Annotated in this window: 15 protein-coding genes; 11 read left to right on the top strand and 4 right to left on the bottom strand. The window is 33.9% G+C overall.

Annotated features, from left to right (window positions below; translation table 11 throughout):
- Both ACNQGG_RS04750 and ACNQGG_RS04745 read right to left on the bottom strand, forming a co-directional pair.
- Positions 1 to 981 carry a glycosyltransferase family 2 protein gene (locus ACNQGG_RS04750; RefSeq protein ID WP_417961888.1) on the bottom strand — a complete coding sequence of 327 codons (981 nt, stop codon included), beginning with the start codon at positions 979 to 981 and terminating at the stop codon, positions 1 to 3.
- Between the two features lie 34 nt (positions 982 to 1,015).
- Positions 1,016 to 1,831, bottom strand: coding sequence for a 2,3,4,5-tetrahydropyridine-2,6-dicarboxylate N-succinyltransferase (locus ACNQGG_RS04745; RefSeq protein ID WP_417961887.1), 816 nt, complete (start codon positions 1,829 to 1,831; stop codon positions 1,016 to 1,018).
- A 145-nt stretch (positions 1,832 to 1,976) separates the two neighbouring features.
- Here ACNQGG_RS04745 and ACNQGG_RS04740 point away from each other — a divergent pair, with 145 nt between their 5' ends.
- The 3 genes from ACNQGG_RS04740 to ACNQGG_RS04730 all read left to right on the top strand — a co-directional run bounded on the left by ACNQGG_RS04740 (position 1,977) and on the right by ACNQGG_RS04730 (position 4,768).
- On the top strand, positions 1,977 to 2,711 hold the full coding sequence (locus ACNQGG_RS04740) for a class I SAM-dependent methyltransferase (RefSeq protein WP_417961886.1): 735 nt from the start codon (positions 1,977 to 1,979) through the stop codon (positions 2,709 to 2,711).
- A 23-nt stretch (positions 2,712 to 2,734) separates the two neighbouring features.
- Positions 2,735 to 3,151 carry a Holliday junction resolvase RuvX gene (ruvX, locus tag ACNQGG_RS04735; RefSeq protein ID WP_417961885.1) on the top strand — a complete coding sequence of 139 codons (417 nt, stop codon included), beginning with the start codon at positions 2,735 to 2,737 and terminating at the stop codon, positions 3,149 to 3,151.
- 120 nt (positions 3,152 to 3,271) lie between these two features.
- A complete protein-coding gene (locus ACNQGG_RS04730; protein WP_417961884.1) occupies positions 3,272 to 4,768 on the top strand; it encodes a malate:quinone oxidoreductase in 1,497 nt (498 codons plus the stop codon).
- 187 nt (positions 4,769 to 4,955) lie between these two features.
- On the opposite strand, the gene ACNQGG_RS04725 is transcribed toward ACNQGG_RS04730, so the two are convergent.
- Positions 4,956 to 7,169: an FUSC family protein gene (locus ACNQGG_RS04725; RefSeq protein ID WP_417961883.1), complete on the bottom strand. Its 2,214-nt coding sequence runs from the start codon at positions 7,167 to 7,169 to the stop codon at positions 4,956 to 4,958.
- 194 nt (positions 7,170 to 7,363) lie between these two features.
- On the opposite strand from ACNQGG_RS04725, the gene def reads away from it, so the two are divergent.
- The 3 genes from def (at position 7,364) to mazG (ending at position 9,395) form a co-directional block, all read left to right on the top strand.
- Positions 7,364 to 7,951, top strand: coding sequence for a peptide deformylase (gene def / locus ACNQGG_RS04720; RefSeq protein WP_417961882.1), 588 nt, complete (start codon positions 7,364 to 7,366; stop codon positions 7,949 to 7,951).
- Positions 7,952 to 8,040: 89 nt separating this feature from the next.
- Complete coding sequence (locus ACNQGG_RS04715) at positions 8,041 to 8,532, top strand: DUF5606 family protein (RefSeq protein ID WP_417961881.1); 492 nt, start codon at positions 8,041 to 8,043, stop codon at positions 8,530 to 8,532.
- 80 nt (positions 8,533 to 8,612) lie between these two features.
- Positions 8,613 to 9,395 carry a nucleoside triphosphate pyrophosphohydrolase gene (gene mazG, locus ACNQGG_RS04710; protein WP_282716924.1) on the top strand — a complete coding sequence of 261 codons (783 nt, stop codon included), beginning with the start codon at positions 8,613 to 8,615 and terminating at the stop codon, positions 9,393 to 9,395.
- A 99-nt stretch (positions 9,396 to 9,494) separates the two neighbouring features.
- Here mazG and ACNQGG_RS04705 read toward each other — a convergent pair whose 3' ends face one another.
- Positions 9,495 to 10,175: a Crp/Fnr family transcriptional regulator gene (locus ACNQGG_RS04705; RefSeq protein WP_417961880.1), complete on the bottom strand. Its 681-nt coding sequence runs from the start codon at positions 10,173 to 10,175 to the stop codon at positions 9,495 to 9,497.
- Positions 10,176 to 10,285: 110 nt separating this feature from the next.
- On the opposite strand from ACNQGG_RS04705, the gene ACNQGG_RS04700 reads away from it, so the two are divergent.
- The 5 genes from ACNQGG_RS04700 (at position 10,286) to ACNQGG_RS04680 (ending at position 16,316) form a co-directional block, all read left to right on the top strand.
- Entirely contained in the window at positions 10,286 to 12,691 is a 2,406-nt protein-coding gene (locus ACNQGG_RS04700; RefSeq protein WP_417961879.1) for a heavy metal translocating P-type ATPase, read from the top strand.
- 117 nt (positions 12,692 to 12,808) lie between these two features.
- Positions 12,809 to 13,000, top strand: coding sequence for a cbb3-type cytochrome oxidase assembly protein CcoS (gene ccoS / locus ACNQGG_RS04695; protein ID WP_417961878.1), 192 nt, complete (start codon positions 12,809 to 12,811; stop codon positions 12,998 to 13,000).
- A 2-nt stretch (positions 13,001 to 13,002) separates the two neighbouring features.
- Positions 13,003 to 15,192: a cytochrome-c oxidase, cbb3-type subunit I gene (ccoN, locus tag ACNQGG_RS04690; protein ID WP_417961877.1), complete on the top strand. Its 2,190-nt coding sequence runs from the start codon at positions 13,003 to 13,005 to the stop codon at positions 15,190 to 15,192.
- A gap of 5 nt (positions 15,193 to 15,197) precedes the next feature.
- Positions 15,198 to 15,368 carry a CcoQ/FixQ family Cbb3-type cytochrome c oxidase assembly chaperone gene (locus tag ACNQGG_RS04685; protein ID WP_416856660.1) on the top strand — a complete coding sequence of 57 codons (171 nt, stop codon included), beginning with the start codon at positions 15,198 to 15,200 and terminating at the stop codon, positions 15,366 to 15,368.
- Between the two features lie 27 nt (positions 15,369 to 15,395).
- Positions 15,396 to 16,316 carry a cbb3-type cytochrome c oxidase N-terminal domain-containing protein gene (locus ACNQGG_RS04680; protein ID WP_417961876.1) on the top strand — a complete coding sequence of 307 codons (921 nt, stop codon included), beginning with the start codon at positions 15,396 to 15,398 and terminating at the stop codon, positions 16,314 to 16,316.
- Positions 16,317 to 16,366 lie beyond the last annotated feature (50 nt).

Below are 16,366 nucleotides of genomic sequence, written 5' to 3'. Positions count from 1 at the left end.
TTATGCTTTTGTTTTCAAGTAATTCATGGCACGAGGACTAATCCAGGTTTGCTTTTGTATTGCATTAAAATAATATATAAGCAGCTTTTTAAGCATCAGCCGATTCACTTTTAATTTTGGAATAAAAAATAAAAACAGGCTCAAAAGCGACAAAAATAGTTTCTCACTGAGTACTCCTAAAATCAATACACTATGTAAATTGAGTTGTATTAATGTTGAAAATTGATTGCTGATGTATACGTGTTTAGAAATAATTACTTCCGTTTTTGTAAGTGCTTTAGTCTTGACATTTAGTCGGGATGCACCACCATGTTGATGAAATATAGTAGCTTTTCGGGTAACGGCAACTTTTCCTTTATTCTCTGATATCTTTTTGCAAAGAGCAACATCTTCAAAATACAACCAATAATCTTCGTTCCAGCCTTTAATTTTGTTAAACCAATCCCTACTTATAAAAATGACCGCTCCGGTAACCCAATCTGGGTAAAATAAATCATCCGTATTGTTAAAACGTTCTTCCAGTTTTGCTTTGTTCAGCTTTCTAAAAAGAGATCTTGAGATACCAAAAAATCGTCCTAAAGCCGGAAATAAATTATTCTGTTTGTAAAAAACATCGTTTTCATTTATTTGCAAACAGGATAAAATTCCAATTTCTGGATGTGAAACAGCTGTTTCTAAAAGGGTTTCAAGGGCTTGAAGAGTAAGTTTTGTATCTGGATTTAAAAAAAGGAAATGGTTTCCCGTAGCAATACTTGCACCAAAGTTGCAACCATTTGAGAAACCATTATTACCAGTATTTTCTATAAATGTAAACTTGGAATATTTTTGTTTAAAAAAAGTAAATTGTCCGTCATTAGAAAAATTATCTACAAGGATAACTTCGAATGCCATTGTTTTTGAAGTAATGGAATCGATAGATTCTAAACATTCGTCTAAGGCTTTCCAACCTCGGTAATTGACAATAATTATTGAAATATCCAATAGGTCTTTTTATAAAATTTTTAACGAAAACGGATTATACCGCTACGTCATATTCGCGCAATGCATTGTTCAATGATGTTTTTAAATCAGTTGAAGCTTTGCGGGTTCCAATGATTAAAGCGCAAGGCACTTGGAACTCACCAGCAGCGAATTTTTTAGTATAACTTCCAGGAATTACTACGGAACGCGCAGGAACATATCCTTTCATTTCAACTGGAGTTTCACCGGTTACATCAATGATTTTTGTAGAGGCAGTCAAACATACATTAGCACCTAGTACTGCTTCTTTTCCAACGTGAACGCCCTCAACAACAATACAACGAGAACCAATAAAGGCTCCGTCTTCAATAATTACCGGAGCAGCTTGCAAAGGTTCCAATACGCCACCAATTCCAACACCACCACTTAAGTGTACGTTTTTACCAATTTGAGCACAACTTCCTACGGTTGCCCAAGTGTCCACCATAGTTCCTTCGTCAACATAAGCACCAATATTTACATAACTTGGCATCAAGATAACACCGCTTGAAATATAAGCGCCGTAACGTGCTACTGCATTGGGAACTACACGAATTCCTTTTTCGGCGAAGTCTTTTTTTAGCAACATTTTGTCATGATATTCAAAAATACCAGAATGTAACGTTTCCATTTTTTGAATTGGAAAATACATCACTACCGCTTTCTTAACCCATTCGTTTACTTGCCATCCTTCACCAACTGGTTCCGCAACACGTAATTTTCCGGTGTCTAATAATTCGATGACTTCTCTGATAGCGTCAGTTGTTGTTGTTTCTTGTAACAAAGCGCGGTTTTCCCAGGCTTGTTCTATAATAGTTTGTAATGGATTCATTTTAATTAAATTTTTGACAAAGATATGTTTTTTAGCCAAAAGCCAAAAGGCTAATTGAGTTGAAAATGTTACAGATTTAACTTGCTTTGTGTTTAATGTTTTTTAAATGTTGTAAATTTGATGAATCAATGAAAATCTTCTAAACATGAAAGATAATTTCTCCAAACAAGCTGCTGAATATTCAAAATTTAGACCGCAATATCCAGACGAATTTATTGATTATTTGGTTTCGTTTGTCAAAAACAAATCGGTCGCGCTCGATATCGCAACTGGAAATGGGCAAGTGGCACAGAAACTTTCTCGGTTTTTTGAAACGGTTTATGCCATTGATATCAGTCAGAATCAATTGGATAATGCTATTCCTTCTGATAATATAATTTATAAAGTTGCAGCTGCTGAAAATACCTTTTTTAAAAATCAAGAATTTGATTTGATAACTGTGGCGCAAGCGGTTCATTGGTTTGATTTTGATTCGTTTTATAAAGAAATCTACCGGATTTTAAAACCAGACGGAATCTTTGCTGTTTTAGGATATGGATTGTTTTCTACCAATGTAGATTCTGATACGATAATTCAAAATTTTTATTATAATGTTGTAGGTCCGTATTGGGATGCCGAGCGGAAATACTTGGATGAAAATTATAAAACGATTCCATTTCTATTTGATGAAATTGCTGCAAAACCTTTCGAAAATCATTTTACATGGACTTTTGAAGAACTTATCGGATATCTGGAAACGTGGTCAGCCACACAACATTATATTTCAAAAAACAATAAAAATCCTTTGGACTTGATTTATGATGACTTGAAAATTTCGTGGCAAAAAAATGATAAGAAAGTGACATTTCCATTGTTGCTAAGAATCGGAAAATTAAAATAGTTACCTTTGAAAAAAATAAGCAAATGCCAAGAATACTCTCCATAGACTACGGTCAAAAACGTACAGGAATAGCTGTTACCGATGAAATGCAAATTATAGCTTCAGGTTTAACTACCATTCCATCCGCAACAGCCATTGCTTTTTTGAAGGATTATTTTGCCAAAGAAAAAGTAGAAGCAGTCCTTATTGGTGAACCCAAACAAATGAATGGCGAACCCTCAGAAAGTGCTTCCATCATTAAAGGATTTGTAACGCATTTTACGAATCATTTCCCCGATATGAAAGTCATTCGGGTAGATGAACGGTTTACTTCTAAAATGGCTTTCCAAACCATGATCGATAGTGGTTTAAGTAAAAAGAAAAGACAAAATAAAGCATTGATTGACGAAATTTCAGCAACGATAATGCTTCAAGATTATTTGACGCGAAAATTATTTTAAAATTGTTCTTTCTTAGGCGTTAAAACGGCCGTAATGTTTTCTTGATTTCCTACTTTTTAATAATAATTTGTTATAATTTTTATGGTTATATAAAGTATCTTTGCGCTTTAAAATTTTGTTATGCCTGATACAACCATTCGTTCAAATAGTGATGTAGTTCTTATAGGAGCTGGAATAATGAGCGCCACACTTGGCTTAATCCTAAAAGAATTACAACCGGATATAAAAATTGAAATTTACGAAAGATTAGATATTGCTGCTGCTGAAAGTTCTGATGCATGGAATAATGCCGGAACTGGACATTCTGCTTTTTGTGAGCTTAATTATACTCCTGAAAGTGAAGATGGTAGTATTAGTCCTAAAAAAGCAATCAGTATTGCGGAATCTTTTGAAGTTTCTCGTCAATTTTGGTCTTATTTAGTCCAACAGAAAAAAGTTTCATCTCCTGAAAATTTTATAAAAAGCATTCCACATATGAGTTTTGTTTGGGGTGATAAAAATGTAGCGTATCTTAAAAAAAGATATGAAGCATTACATGCAAATCCACTTTTTAAAGACATGCTTTATAGTACTGATTTTTCTCAGTTAAAGGAATGGATGCCTTTGGTTATGGAAGGCAGAAATGAATCTGAGAAAGTTGCGGCAACTTCTATGGCAATTGGAACGGATGTAAATTTTGGAGAATTAACCAGAAGCATGTTCAATTATTTAACGCAATTGGATGGTGTTACGATGCATTTTCATCACGAAGTTCAAAAATTGAAACAACGTGAGGATAAATCTTGGAGAATAAAAATTACAGATTTGGCTACAGGCCAAAAAAGAAAAGCATATACCAAATTTGTCTTTATAGGAGCTGGTGGTGGTTCATTACCATTGTTAGAAAAAGCTGATATTCCGGAAGGAAAAGGTTTTGGAGGTTTCCCGGTAAGCGGACAATGGCTGAAATGTACCAATCCTGAAGTGATTGCAAAACATCAGGCTAAGGTATACGGTAAAGCGAGTGTGGGTGCACCGCCTATGTCTGTACCGCATATTGATTCCCGAATGATAAATGGTGAAAAAGCATTGCTTTTTGGACCTTTTGCTGGTTTTTCTACTCGATTTTTAAAAAATGGATCCTATTCAGATTTGCCATTATCTATAAAACCAGATAATATCATTCCTATGATTGCTGCTGGTATTAAGAATATTCCACTGACAAAATATTTGATTGAGCAAGTACGTCAATCACCAAAAGATAGAATTAATGCATTAAGAGAATATGTTCCTGGTGCAAGATCTAAAGACTGGAAATTAGAAAGAGCAGGACAACGCGTACAAGTTATCAAGAAAGACGAAAAAGAAGGAGGAATACTTGAATTTGGTACTGAAGTAATCACAACTGCTGATGGTTCATTATCTGTTTTACTTGGTGCTTCTCCGGGTGCTTCAACTGCAGTTTCGATTATGATAGATTTAATAGGAAGATGTTTTAAAGAAGAAATTGAAACACCGGAATGGCAGGAAAAATTAAAAAGAATGATTCCTTCTTATGGACAGGATTTGAATACGAATCCAACGTTATTAGCCGAAATTAGAAAAGATACTGCTGAAATTCTAAAACTGAATAATTAGATATTTTATAATAAAATAAAAGCGCGGGTTTTTAGAGTTTAATCTAATTCCAGCGCTTTTTTATTGGTTTAAAATTATAGTTTAAAACAATGTACTTTAATGCATTTCGCTTTAGCTTCTGAAAGTTTTTCACCACGAATTAATTTGTGTTAATTGATGAAAGTCATGGCTAATATTTGGTTTAGTTTTAGGAGTCCATTAGTTCTTTTGTTGTCTTGAGAATGTTTTTGGATAAATTCGTTAACCAGATTAGCTGTTCTATAACTAATTGTGCTTCCTGCATTTTCAATTGAAATGCTTCCTCATCTATAGGAATACCTTCTTTTAATTCTTTTTCTCGAATGTTTTTCAACTCGGTAAAACGCATGGTTAAATCTTCTTTTGGCATATTTTCTTTTATATCTAAATCATTTTCTTTCAAAAGCGCAATGGCATTATCGAGATTTTTAATAACGGTATCGACCACAACATTAAATGCCTCAGAGGCTGATGTCGTTTTGTGAGATTGAATATAAGTTCCCAATGATGCTGAAGAGGAAAGTAAGGAATGATTGAGTATGGCTAGTTTATATACTTGTGGTAGTTGTTTTTGTTTTGATTTAGGTTCTTGTGACATTCTTTGGAAAGAGGCCATTAAATTTCCTATTTCTATAAAAGCATTCTTTCTGGCTAATCGATATGAAGTAGAAATAGTTCCCTTCTTGTTATATAAAATAGAAATTTCCTTCAAGTAATTTTCATTTGCTTTTATAGATTTTTCCAAATAAATGGGAATATTTAAAAACTCCCATGAAGGCCATAAAAAGTGATTGGCAAGAAAAGCCAAAGCAGCACCAACGATAGTGTCCAAAATTCTATATTGAATTACATCATTAATATTGGGAGTCAATATTCCATAAATAAAAACGATATACATCGTCACAAATGTTGCGCTGACTTTATAATTTGTTTGTGTAAAGGAGAATCCTAAAAGCATGCAAAGAATAGAAAAAACACTGATTATAATGCTATTATGGATGAATGTAAGCACTCCAAATGCAATTAATCCGCCTAAAATAGTGCCAAAAATTCGATGAAAAGAACGTTGTTTGGTTAAGCCATATCCCGGTCGCATGATTACGATGATAGTCAACAAAATCCAGTACACGTTGTGAAAAGGCAGCACATTACCAATTATAAAACCAATTAGAATTGTTATGGTTAATCGCAGTGAATGCCTGAAAATAGTGGAGGAGAAACTGAGATTTTCAATTAGCGTACTTAAAGGATAATATTGTGGTGTCAGAAATTTTTCTAAGTCTTTGTCTTTTCCTTTAAAATCCAATGAATTGATAGCTAAGGTAAAAGCGCGTTCTACAATTTTTATTTTTTCAACTTGCTTTTCGGCATATTGAAGCATGGTAGTCAGCATAAAAACACCTTCGGAAGCCGCCATTTTTCCTAACTCGTTTTCGTATTCTGTGATGGCAACCTGTAAAGAATTCAAGTCCCCCAGTAAATTATGTTTAGAAACATATTTGGTTCGGTTTTGGACACTTTTATATACTTGTTTTAAACTTGCCGCAAGATTGTAAGCTAAGCTTTGGTAGGTTAATAATACCTTTGGATGATCGTCAAATTTTTGGTGTAGCTTGTCATGATCGAATGAAGTGGATAAAGCAAGTTCCAAAATTTCTATCAAAGAAATAAAAACGATAAGCATCTTTCGGTTTTGATTGGAAGAACCAGAATTAGTATGACTGCTAATAAGTACTTCTCTTATGTTTTCCCGGATGGTATTGAGCTCTACCTGAAGATGTAGTTGTTTCTCAATAATTGCTTTTCTATCCGCGTCAATGGTCCATAAATCACCTCTTAGTTTTAAATACTTTGCCGTGAGTTTGATACACTCGGCGATTTGTAATTCGATGTAACGATGAGGGCTTACATAATGAAAAATGAGCGAGATTAGGAGGTAGAACAAACCTCCAGCCAGAATTAATCCTGAGTATTCAATCATTTCCCAGCCGGTATGTAAATGTGCAAAGGCTAATGCAACTGCAAGCAGTGTAGAGAAAGAAACCGCTGTGGCTCTTTTTTCATATACAGAAATCATGGATAACAAGAAAATCAACAAGGCTAAAAAAGGATAAAAAATCCAAGAATATGGATGCATAATATTGACTAACAAATTGACACCGGCAACTAAAAAAGCGGTAACGAGAACACCATTAATTTTATGTTTTAAGCTGCTTGGAATGTCACTGGGATAGGTAAAAAAAGCACCTAATGCTATTGTAAATCCGATTTCAAAATCACCAAGAAAAGAAAACAACAAAACAGGTAGAACAGCTGCTATTGTTACTTTTAAGGCATTATTGAAATAGGTACTGTCGGTAAATTTTCGGATTCTGTAAATCATATAGTAGAATTACAAACAAAGGTAAGAATTGTACGAATTATTCAAAGGATAAATAGAGGTGTTTTGGACTTAATCGTAAAAAAACACTAATTATCAATTCAGGATTAATGATTGTCTATTTTTTTACTATTTTTGCAGACTGAATTAAAGGAAGTATATTCGGATTTTAGTAGATATTACCTAATACAAAAATAATGATTTTACCAATTATAGGATATGGTGATCCTGTTTTAAGAAAAGTAGGAGAAGTTCTTTCGCCAGAACATCCCAACTTGAAAGAAATAATTGCCAATATGTACGAAACGATGTACAATGCTTACGGTGTCGGACTTGCTGCACCGCAAGTAGGATTAGCAGTTCGTTTATTTGTAATCGATACAACACCTTTTAGTGATGATGAAGATTTAGAAGATTCTAAACAAAAAGAACTGAAAGGATTCAAAAAAACTTTTATCAATGCAAAAATGATAAAAGAAGAAGGTCCAGAATGGAGTTTCAACGAAGGATGTTTGAGTATTCCAGATGTTCGTGAAGATGTCTATCGAAATCCAACCATAACTATTGAGTATTGCGAAGAGGATTTTGTAATGAAAACCGAAGTATTCGAAGGATTAATCGCCAGAGTAATACAACACGAATACGATCATATCGAAGGGGTTTTGTTTACAGACAAAATTTCGACATTGAAAAAACGTTTGATTCAAAAGAAATTGAAAAATATCTTAGAAGGCAAAACATTCCAAGAGTACCGAATGAAATTTTTTGCCAAAAAAGGAAGATAAATTTCCATATATAGCTTTAGCTTGGTATGGTTTTTGGTTTTTAATGAAAAAATAAATAAGTCAAATTCTTAATAAATAATTACAAAAAAATGAATTTAGAAAAAATATTATCCATTTCCGGGAAACCGGGTTTATACATTTTGAGAGTACAAACACGCACTGGGTTTGTTGCAGAATCATTAGTGGACGGAAAAAAAATTACAGTAAATTTAAAAAGTAATGTGAGTTTATTGTCCGAGATTTCAGTTTATACGTATGAAGGCGAAAAACCATTAGCTGATGTCATGCAAAAAATTGCAGATAAAGAAAATAAAGGTGCGGCGATTTCTCATAAAGAAGATAATGCTACATTAACGGCTTATTTTAAAGAAATTTTACCTGATTATGATGAAGAAAGAGTTTATCCATCAGATATTAAGAAAATTTTAAACTGGTATAATATGCTTCAGGCAAAAGGATTAGTTACTGATGAAGTATCTGCTACAACTGAAGAAACGCCAGCTGCCGAAGAGCTTGTTGCTGTTGCTGAAGAGACAGAAGTGAAAGCTCCAGCAACAAAAGCAAAAGCTCCAAAAGAGTAGTTTCTATTTAATATACTATTTGATCCTGTTCAGCTATTTTCCTGAACAGGATTTTTTATTTTTACAAAAAATCATTTCTTATGAATTCAAGACAAAACCAACTGCAAGCTTTCGAAAGATTATTAGATATTATGGACGATTTGCGGGAAAAATGCCCTTGGGACAAAAAGCAAACCATGCAAACTTTGCGTCATCTTACCATAGAAGAGACCTACGAATTAGGCGATGCTATTTTAGATAATGATTTAAATGAAGTCAAAAAAGAATTAGGGGATTTGTTATTGCATATTGTTTTTTATGCCAAAATAGGAAGCGAAACCAATGATTTTGACATGGCAGATGTATGCAATGAAATTTGTGAAAAATTAATTCACCGTCATCCACATATTTATAGTGATGTAGTTGTAAAAGATGAAGAAGAGGTGAAGCAAAACTGGGAAAAACTGAAACTCAAAGAAGGTAAAAAATCAGTTTTGGAGGGTGTGCCCAAAAGTTTACCCGCATTAGTAAAAGCAAGCAGAATTCAAGATAAAGTAAAAGGAGTAGGATTTGACTGGGAAGAATCGCATCAGGTTTGGGATAAAGTTCAGGAAGAATTAGAAGAGTTGCAAGTTGAGGTTCAAGCTGGTGATCAGGATAAAATAGAAGCCGAGTTTGGAGATGTTTTGTTTTCAATGATAAATTATGCTCGATTTCTAAATGTAAATCCCGAAGATGCTTTGGAACGAACCAATAAAAAATTTATTAAGCGCTTTCAATATTTAGAAAGTAAAGCGGGAGAATTAGGAAAACCATTGATGGATATGACACTTGCAGAAATGGATGTTTTTTGGGAAGAAGCGAAGCGTCTTCCTAATAAATAGTAATTGGAAATCATAGATTTCCAAATAACTCAAATTTTGGGAAGAAACAAAGAAATTATAGTGTTCAGTTTTTTAATGAACAGTGCTAAATGATTAAAATTACTCTGCTAATTTTTTTAGGGCATTGATTTCTTTTAAAATAATCTTTTTACCAGTCAATTCAATCAATCCTAATTTTTTAAAATCTGATAATAATCGAATACAGCTTTCGGTGGCCGTACCAATCATACTGGCTAATTCTTCTCTTGAAAGTTGGACTTTTAAGGAGTTATCTTCATTTTTTCCGAAAGTATCGTCTAAATAAAGAAGTGTTTCTGCTAATCTTTCTTTGACTGTTTTTTGTGCCAAATTGACCATATGATCATCAGCCTCTTTTAGGTCTCCACAAATAGTTTTCATCACATTCATCGAAAACTGATTGTTTTTGTCAAAGAAACTCATTACTTCGGCTTTTGGAATGAAACAAACTTCCATGTCTTCAAGGGCAATAGCACTTAAATTTACGGGTTCGTCACTGATCATGGAACGTTGTCCTAACAATTCTCCTTTTGTAACTAGTTTTACAATGTGATCCTTACCGTTGGGGCTTAATTTGGTTAGTTTGCATACACCCTCTTTTATGCAATAAATTCCATTCACATTTTCACCTTCCTCAAAAATAATAGTTCCTTTTTTTATAATATGGGAGGTTTTACAATCCGCAAGATGTACTAATTCATTTTTAGTAAGTGCTTTCAAAGAGCTAAATTCTCTAACGATACATTGTTCGCATTTGCTCATCTTGTTTGTCATTTGGTTTGCGTTACAAAAATAACTTTTTAATATGATAAATGTCATATTTTTAACGTATTCCATTTGTGACCTTTGTTCAAGGTAAAATGAGCAAAGTTATGGACACACAAAACTGTTTCCATTGTGGGTTAGATGTTATAAAAGAAGATCAAATTATTTTTGATGCCAAAAAATTTTGTTGCAATGGTTGTAAAAGCGTATACGAAATTTTTAGCCTCAATGATTTGACTTGTTATTATGATTTTGAAAAATCCCCTGGAGCAACCCCGCAAGATAGTAATGGTAAATATGATTTTTTAGATAATGAAAGTATAGTTTCTAAACTTTTGGAGTTTCAAGAAAATTCAACCGCTATTATTTCACTTAATATTCCTCATATTCATTGCAGTTCGTGTATTTGGATTCTGGAAAATCTACAGCGTCTTCAAAAAGGAATAAGTACTTCTCAGGTCAATTTTCCTGAAAAGAGCGTTCGAATCACTTTCAATCCCGAAGCAGTTTCAATAAAAACGATTGTTTATTTATTGAGCTCTATTGGTTATGAACCCTATATCAGTCTTGAAAATTATGAAACGGGAACTAGCACTATCGATAGAAGTTTGACCTATAAATTAGGTGTTGCCTTCTTTTGTTTTGGGAATATCATGTTGCTTTCATTTCCTGAATATTTTGAGGTTAAGGAATTTTGGCTGGACCAATACCGTGATTTTTTCAGAGGTGCGATTTTTGCTTTGTCGTTACCCAGTTTTTTCTATTCGGCCAGTGGTTATTATGTTTCGGCGTATAAAAGTATCAAATCTAAAATGCTCAATATCGATATTCCCATTGCTTTGGGAATTATTGTGATGTTTGTGCGAAGTACATTCGACATCCTGATGGATTATGGTTCTGGCTTTTTTGACAGTTTAACAGGATTGATTTTCTTTATGCTTTTGGGTAAAATGTTCCAAATCAAAACCTACAGTTTTTTGAGTTTCGAAAGGGATTTTAAATCTTATTTTCCAATAGCAATTACCAAAATTAATACAGATGCTTCGGAAGAAAGTGTCGCTGTTTTCGAAGTTGAAAAAGGGGATCGATTACTCATTAGAAACCAAGAACTCATTCCTGTTGACGGTATTTTAATATCTGAAAAAGCAGCAATAGATTATAGTTTTGTAACTGGGGAAGCGATTCCTATTACCAAACAATCTGGTGATAAAGTATTTGCAGGAGGAAAACAAATAGGAAAAGTGATAGAGATGGAAGTCTTACATTCCGTTTCACAAAGCTATTTGACGCAATTATGGAGTAATGATGTGTTCCAAAAAAATGTAGAACAAAAACACAAAACGATAACAGACAGAATTTCTCGTTATTTTACGACCATACTTTTATTAATTGCCTTTGCTGTATTTGGATATTGGATTTCTATTGACGCTACTATTGCTTTCAATGTTTTCACAGCCGTACTCATTGTTGCTTGTCCATGCGCTTTGGCATTGACTGCACCATTTACTTTCGGGAATGTATTGCGAATTTTAGGGAAGCAGAAATTCTATCTCAAAAACGCTTTAGTTATTGAACAATTAGCCAAAGTAGATACCATTGTTTTTGACAAAACGGGTACCATTACCACCAATAAAAAATCGAATATATCGTATGAGGGTGACGTTCTAACTAATGAAAATTTGTTACTGATTAAAAATGTACTTCGGGCCTCCAATCATCCGTTGAGCAGAATGTTATATGAGTATTTACCAGTTCCGATTTTACAAAATAAATTGGCAAAGGAAACCAAAAAGTTAAAAGTTGATGCTTTTGAGGAAATTACAGGAAAGGGAATTCAGGCTCAAATTTTTGGATACCAAATTCAAATTGGTTCAGCAGCTTATGTAGAAAAAACAGAAGAAAAGAACATTCAGCAAACATCTGTTCATATAAAAATAAATAGTGTTTATTATGGAAAATTCATTTTCAATAATCAATACAGAGAAGGGTTAGAGGAGCTTTTCAAGAATTTAAGCAGTAAATATCAAATTAAGGTTTTGTCTGGTGATAATGAAGGAGAACGGTCAACTTTAGAAAAACTTTTGCCGAAAGGCACGGAATTAATTTTCAATCAAAAACCGGAAGAAAAATTAGAATTCATTAAAAAATTACAGCAGAAAGGTAAAAATGTGATGATGGTAGGTGACGGATTGAATGATGCTGGAGCTTTGGCACAAAGTAACGTAGGGATTTCAATTTCAGAAAACGTGAATGTTTTTTCACCGGCCTGTGATGCTATTTTAGATGCCAATGAATTTCAAAAACTGAACTATTTTTTGAAACTGTCAAAGAAATCCATTACGACTATTAAAATGAGTTTTGCTGTATCATTATTGTATAATGTGGTGGGGTTATCATTTGCTGTTACCGGAAATTTATTGCCTTTGGTTGCTGCCATTATAATGCCTTTGAGTACCATAACGATTCTTAGTTTTGTGACAGTAATGAGTAATTATTATGCGCGGAATAAATAGAATTATGCAAGCTTTTAAAAGGAGTGTGCTAATGATTTGGACTAAAAGTGTAAGTATGATAAATGTCATATTTTTTTAGAAAACAGCAATGTAATTTTGTTTAACACAAAGTAAGGTATGAGTGTCATTTATTTATTAATCTCCATCAGTATAATCGTAGCTCTTGTTTTTTTTATTGCATTTATTTTCGCAGTAAAAACAGGACAATATGACGATGATTACACACCGTCGGTCAGAATGCTTTTTGACGACGAAATCAAGAAAGCAACCCAAAAGGAAATACAAACAATAGAAGAAAAACAAATTTAATTATGGAAATGCAACAGTTTTATTATGACAACAAAATTGTAAAAAAATTCATTTACGCAACTATTGTATTTGGAGTGGTAGGGATGTTAGTGGGGCTTACATTAGCCTTTATGTTCCTTTTCCCCAATATAACTGATGGGATTTCGTGGTTGAGTTATGGTCGATTAAGACCTTTACATACTAATGCCGTTATTTTTGCTTTTGTAGGGAATGCTATGTTTGCAGGGATTTATTACTCTTTGCAACGATTGCTGAAAGCCAGAATGTTTAGTGATTTTTTGAGTAATCTGAATTTTTGGGGTTGGCAATTAATTATTGTTGCCGCTGCCATTTCCTTGCCAATGGGTTACAGTTCTTCTAAAGAATATGCTGAATTGGAATGGCCTATAGATATAGCAATAGCATTAATTTGGGTTGTTTTTGGAATCAATATGATTGGAACTATCCTGAAACGTAGAGAGCGTCATTTGTATGTTGCGATTTGGTTTTACTTAGCGACATTCGTTACTGTGGCAGTTTTGCATATTTTCAATAGTTTATCATTACCAGTTTCTGCTATGAAAAGTTATTCTGTTTATGCGGGAGTTCAAGATGCTTTAGTTCAATGGTGGTACGGGCACAATGCGGTTGCTTTTTTCCTGACTACGCCTTTTTTAGGATTGATGTATTATTTTGTTCCAAAAGCGGCTAATCGTCCGGTGTATTCTTATAGATTATCGATTGTTCACTTTTGGTCCTTAATATTTTTATATATCTGGGCTGGACCACATCATTTATTGTATTCAGCATTGCCTAACTGGGCGCAAAATTTAGGTGTTGCTTTTTCTATCATGTTGATTGCGCCATCATGGGGCGGAATGATAAACGGACTTTTAACGTTGAGAGGAGTTTGGGACAAAGTACGTGTGGATCCAGTTTTGAAATTTTTTGTTGTAGCGATCACAGGTTACGGAATGGCTACTTTTGAAGGTCCGATGTTGTCTTTGAAAAATGTAAACGCAATTGCGCATTACACGGATTGGATTATTGCCCACGTTCATGTAGGTGCATTAGCCTGGAACGGATTTATGGCTTTTGGTATGATCTATTGGTTGGTTCCCAGAATGACCAAAAGTAGTTTGTACTCTCTTAAATTGGCTAATTTCCACTTTTGGATTGGGACTTTAGGGATCATATTATATACAATCCCCATGTATGTTGCCGGATTTTTACAGGCTTCTATGTGGAAACAGTTTAACCCGGACGGAACTTTAACCTATGGTAACTTCCTGGAAACAGTAACTCAAATTATGCCCATGTATTGGATGAGAGCTATTGGTGGAACCCTTTACTTAACTGGAATGTTTGTTTTAGTTTATAATATTATTCAAACAGTAAGAGCAGGTTCTAAAATAGAAGATGAATTAGCCGAAGCTCCTGAATTATTGAAAATTAGTGCAGGAAGAGTAAAAGGAGAGAAATTTCACCCTTGGTTAGAAAGAAAACCGATCCAATTGACACTATTAGCTACAATAGCAATTTTAATTGGAGGTGTAATCCAAATTGTACCAACGATTATGGTTAAATCCAATATTCCAACAATTGCAAGCGTAAAACCATATTCTCCATTAGAACTCGAAGGACGCGATTTATATATTCGTGAGGGTTGCGTGGGTTGTCATTCGCAGTCAGTTCGTCCATTCCGTAGTGAAGTGGAACGGTATGGGCCACAATCTAAAGCAGGGGAATTCGTGTACGATCATCCTTTCCTTTGGGGTTCAAAACGTACAGGTCCGGATTTATTAAGAGTGGGAGCAAAATACAATGACAATTGGCATTTTAACCACTTCTGGAGTCCTCAAAGTATATCTGCCGGATCAATTATGCCAGGTTATAAATGGCTGTTTGATAATAAACCAATGGATATTTCTTTAACCAAAAAGAAAATGGAAGTCATGGTTACATTGGGCGTACCTTATACAGAAGCTCAGGTTGCAAGTGGTTTAGAGGATTTAAGAAAACAAGCCATTGCAATTGAAGAAAACTTGAAAAACGACCCTGACTTTGTCAAAAGTTACAATGAAAGCAAGAAAAAAGCATTAGCCAGAGGAGAAAAATTTGTTCCAATGAACGAAAGGGAAATCGTTGCCTTGATTGCTTACATGCAAAGACTTGGAACCGATATTAAAGTAAAAGATCTAGCTAAAAAATAAAAGTCATGTTCGAACAAATAAAACACAATATGGAAACTATCGACGGAGTTGCGATATATCCAATCGTATCGTTATTAATTTTCTTCGTCTTTTTTGTAGGACTTGGTATGTGGGTTTTCTCATATAAAAAAGAAAAGATTAATGAATTGAGCCAAATTCCTTTGAACGACAATTAAATAGTATAATTTTTTAAAATTTAGAAAATGAAAAAATTAATTCCAGCATATGTTAGAGTCCCAGTTATTTTCTTTGCTGTATTTGGGGCAATGGAATATTTTATTGACTCTGGAGATAAACCGGCATTTATAAAATTCCCAATGGTTTCCGTCTTTTTGTTTGTGTTTCTTTTCCTTTTGACAGCAATAGAAATTACAATGAGTGCCGTTGATACGATTACCTATCAATTGTTATCAGAGGAACAAAAACTAAAATTAGAAGAAGCTAATTCTTTGGGTCTAAAAGAAAAAGAATGGTTCAAAAATCTGATAAAAAGTTTAACAAATTCAGTACCATTAGAAAATGAAGGCGAATTATTGTTAGAGCATGATTATGATGGAATCAAGGAATTAGACAATAATTTACCGCCTTGGTGGGTATATTCATTTTATGCCTGTATTGTTTTTGCCTTAATTTATATGGTTCGATTTGAATTATTAGGAGCAGACAATCAAGAAATGGAACTTAAAAAAGAGGTTACCCAAGCCAAAATTGATATTGCCGAATACATGAAAACTGCACCGGATTTAATGGATGAAAAAACAGTTGTTTTATTGACGGAACCGGCTGATTTAGCGGCTGGAAAAGAAATTTTCACAACGAATTGCGCGGCTTGTCACAGAGCGGATGCTGGAGGACAGATAGGACCTAATTTAACGGATGTTAACTGGATTTTGGGCGGAGGAATTAAAAATCTATTCCATACCATTACAAATGGAGGCCGTGATGGAAAAGGAATGATTGCTTGGAAAGGTACTTTAAAGCCTAAAGAGATTCAGCATGTTGCCAGTTATATATTGTCTTTACAAGGAAGCAATCCTAAAGATCCAAAAGCACCAGATGGTGAAGTTTGGGTAGATGAGAATGCACCTAAAACGGTTGCTTTAAGCACTGAAGTTAAAAAATAATAGGTTAGTCTATTAACAATGTCAAAGGCTAAAACTTTAACGTAGTTTTT

Source organism: Flavobacterium esculini, from assembly GCF_048284325.1.
Lineage (GTDB): Bacteria > Bacteroidota > Bacteroidia > Flavobacteriales > Flavobacteriaceae > Flavobacterium.
This window is presented reverse-complemented; position numbering and strand designations above follow the sequence as displayed.

Bases quoted from the DNA above. Each gene is read 5' to 3' on its own strand.
- ACNQGG_RS04745 (WP_417961887.1), bottom strand. From the start codon at position 1,831: ATGAATCCATTACAAACTATTATAGAACAAGCCTGGGAAAACCGCGCT.
- ACNQGG_RS04740 (WP_417961886.1), top strand. From the start codon at position 1,977: ATGAAAGATAATTTCTCCAAACAAGCTGCTGAATATTCAAAATTTAGA.
- ruvX (WP_417961885.1), top strand. From the start codon at position 2,735: ATGCCAAGAATACTCTCCATAGACTACGGTCAAAAACGTACAGGAATA.
- ACNQGG_RS04730 (WP_417961884.1), top strand. From the start codon at position 3,272: ATGCCTGATACAACCATTCGTTCAAATAGTGATGTAGTTCTTATAGGA.
- ACNQGG_RS04725 (WP_417961883.1), bottom strand. From the start codon at position 7,169: ATGATTTACAGAATCCGAAAATTTACCGACAGTACCTATTTCAATAAT.
- def (WP_417961882.1), top strand. From the start codon at position 7,364: ATGATTTTACCAATTATAGGATATGGTGATCCTGTTTTAAGAAAAGTA.
- ACNQGG_RS04715 (WP_417961881.1), top strand. From the start codon at position 8,041: ATGAATTTAGAAAAAATATTATCCATTTCCGGGAAACCGGGTTTATAC.
- mazG (WP_282716924.1), top strand. From the start codon at position 8,613: ATGAATTCAAGACAAAACCAACTGCAAGCTTTCGAAAGATTATTAGAT.
- ACNQGG_RS04705 (WP_417961880.1), bottom strand. From the start codon at position 10,175: ATGAGCAAATGCGAACAATGTATCGTTAGAGAATTTAGCTCTTTGAAA.
- ACNQGG_RS04700 (WP_417961879.1), top strand. From the start codon at position 10,286: ATGGACACACAAAACTGTTTCCATTGTGGGTTAGATGTTATAAAAGAA.
- ccoS (WP_417961878.1), top strand. From the start codon at position 12,809: ATGAGTGTCATTTATTTATTAATCTCCATCAGTATAATCGTAGCTCTT.
- ccoN (WP_417961877.1), top strand. From the start codon at position 13,003: ATGGAAATGCAACAGTTTTATTATGACAACAAAATTGTAAAAAAATTC.
- ACNQGG_RS04685 (WP_416856660.1), top strand. From the start codon at position 15,198: ATGTTCGAACAAATAAAACACAATATGGAAACTATCGACGGAGTTGCG.
- ACNQGG_RS04680 (WP_417961876.1), top strand. From the start codon at position 15,396: ATGAAAAAATTAATTCCAGCATATGTTAGAGTCCCAGTTATTTTCTTT.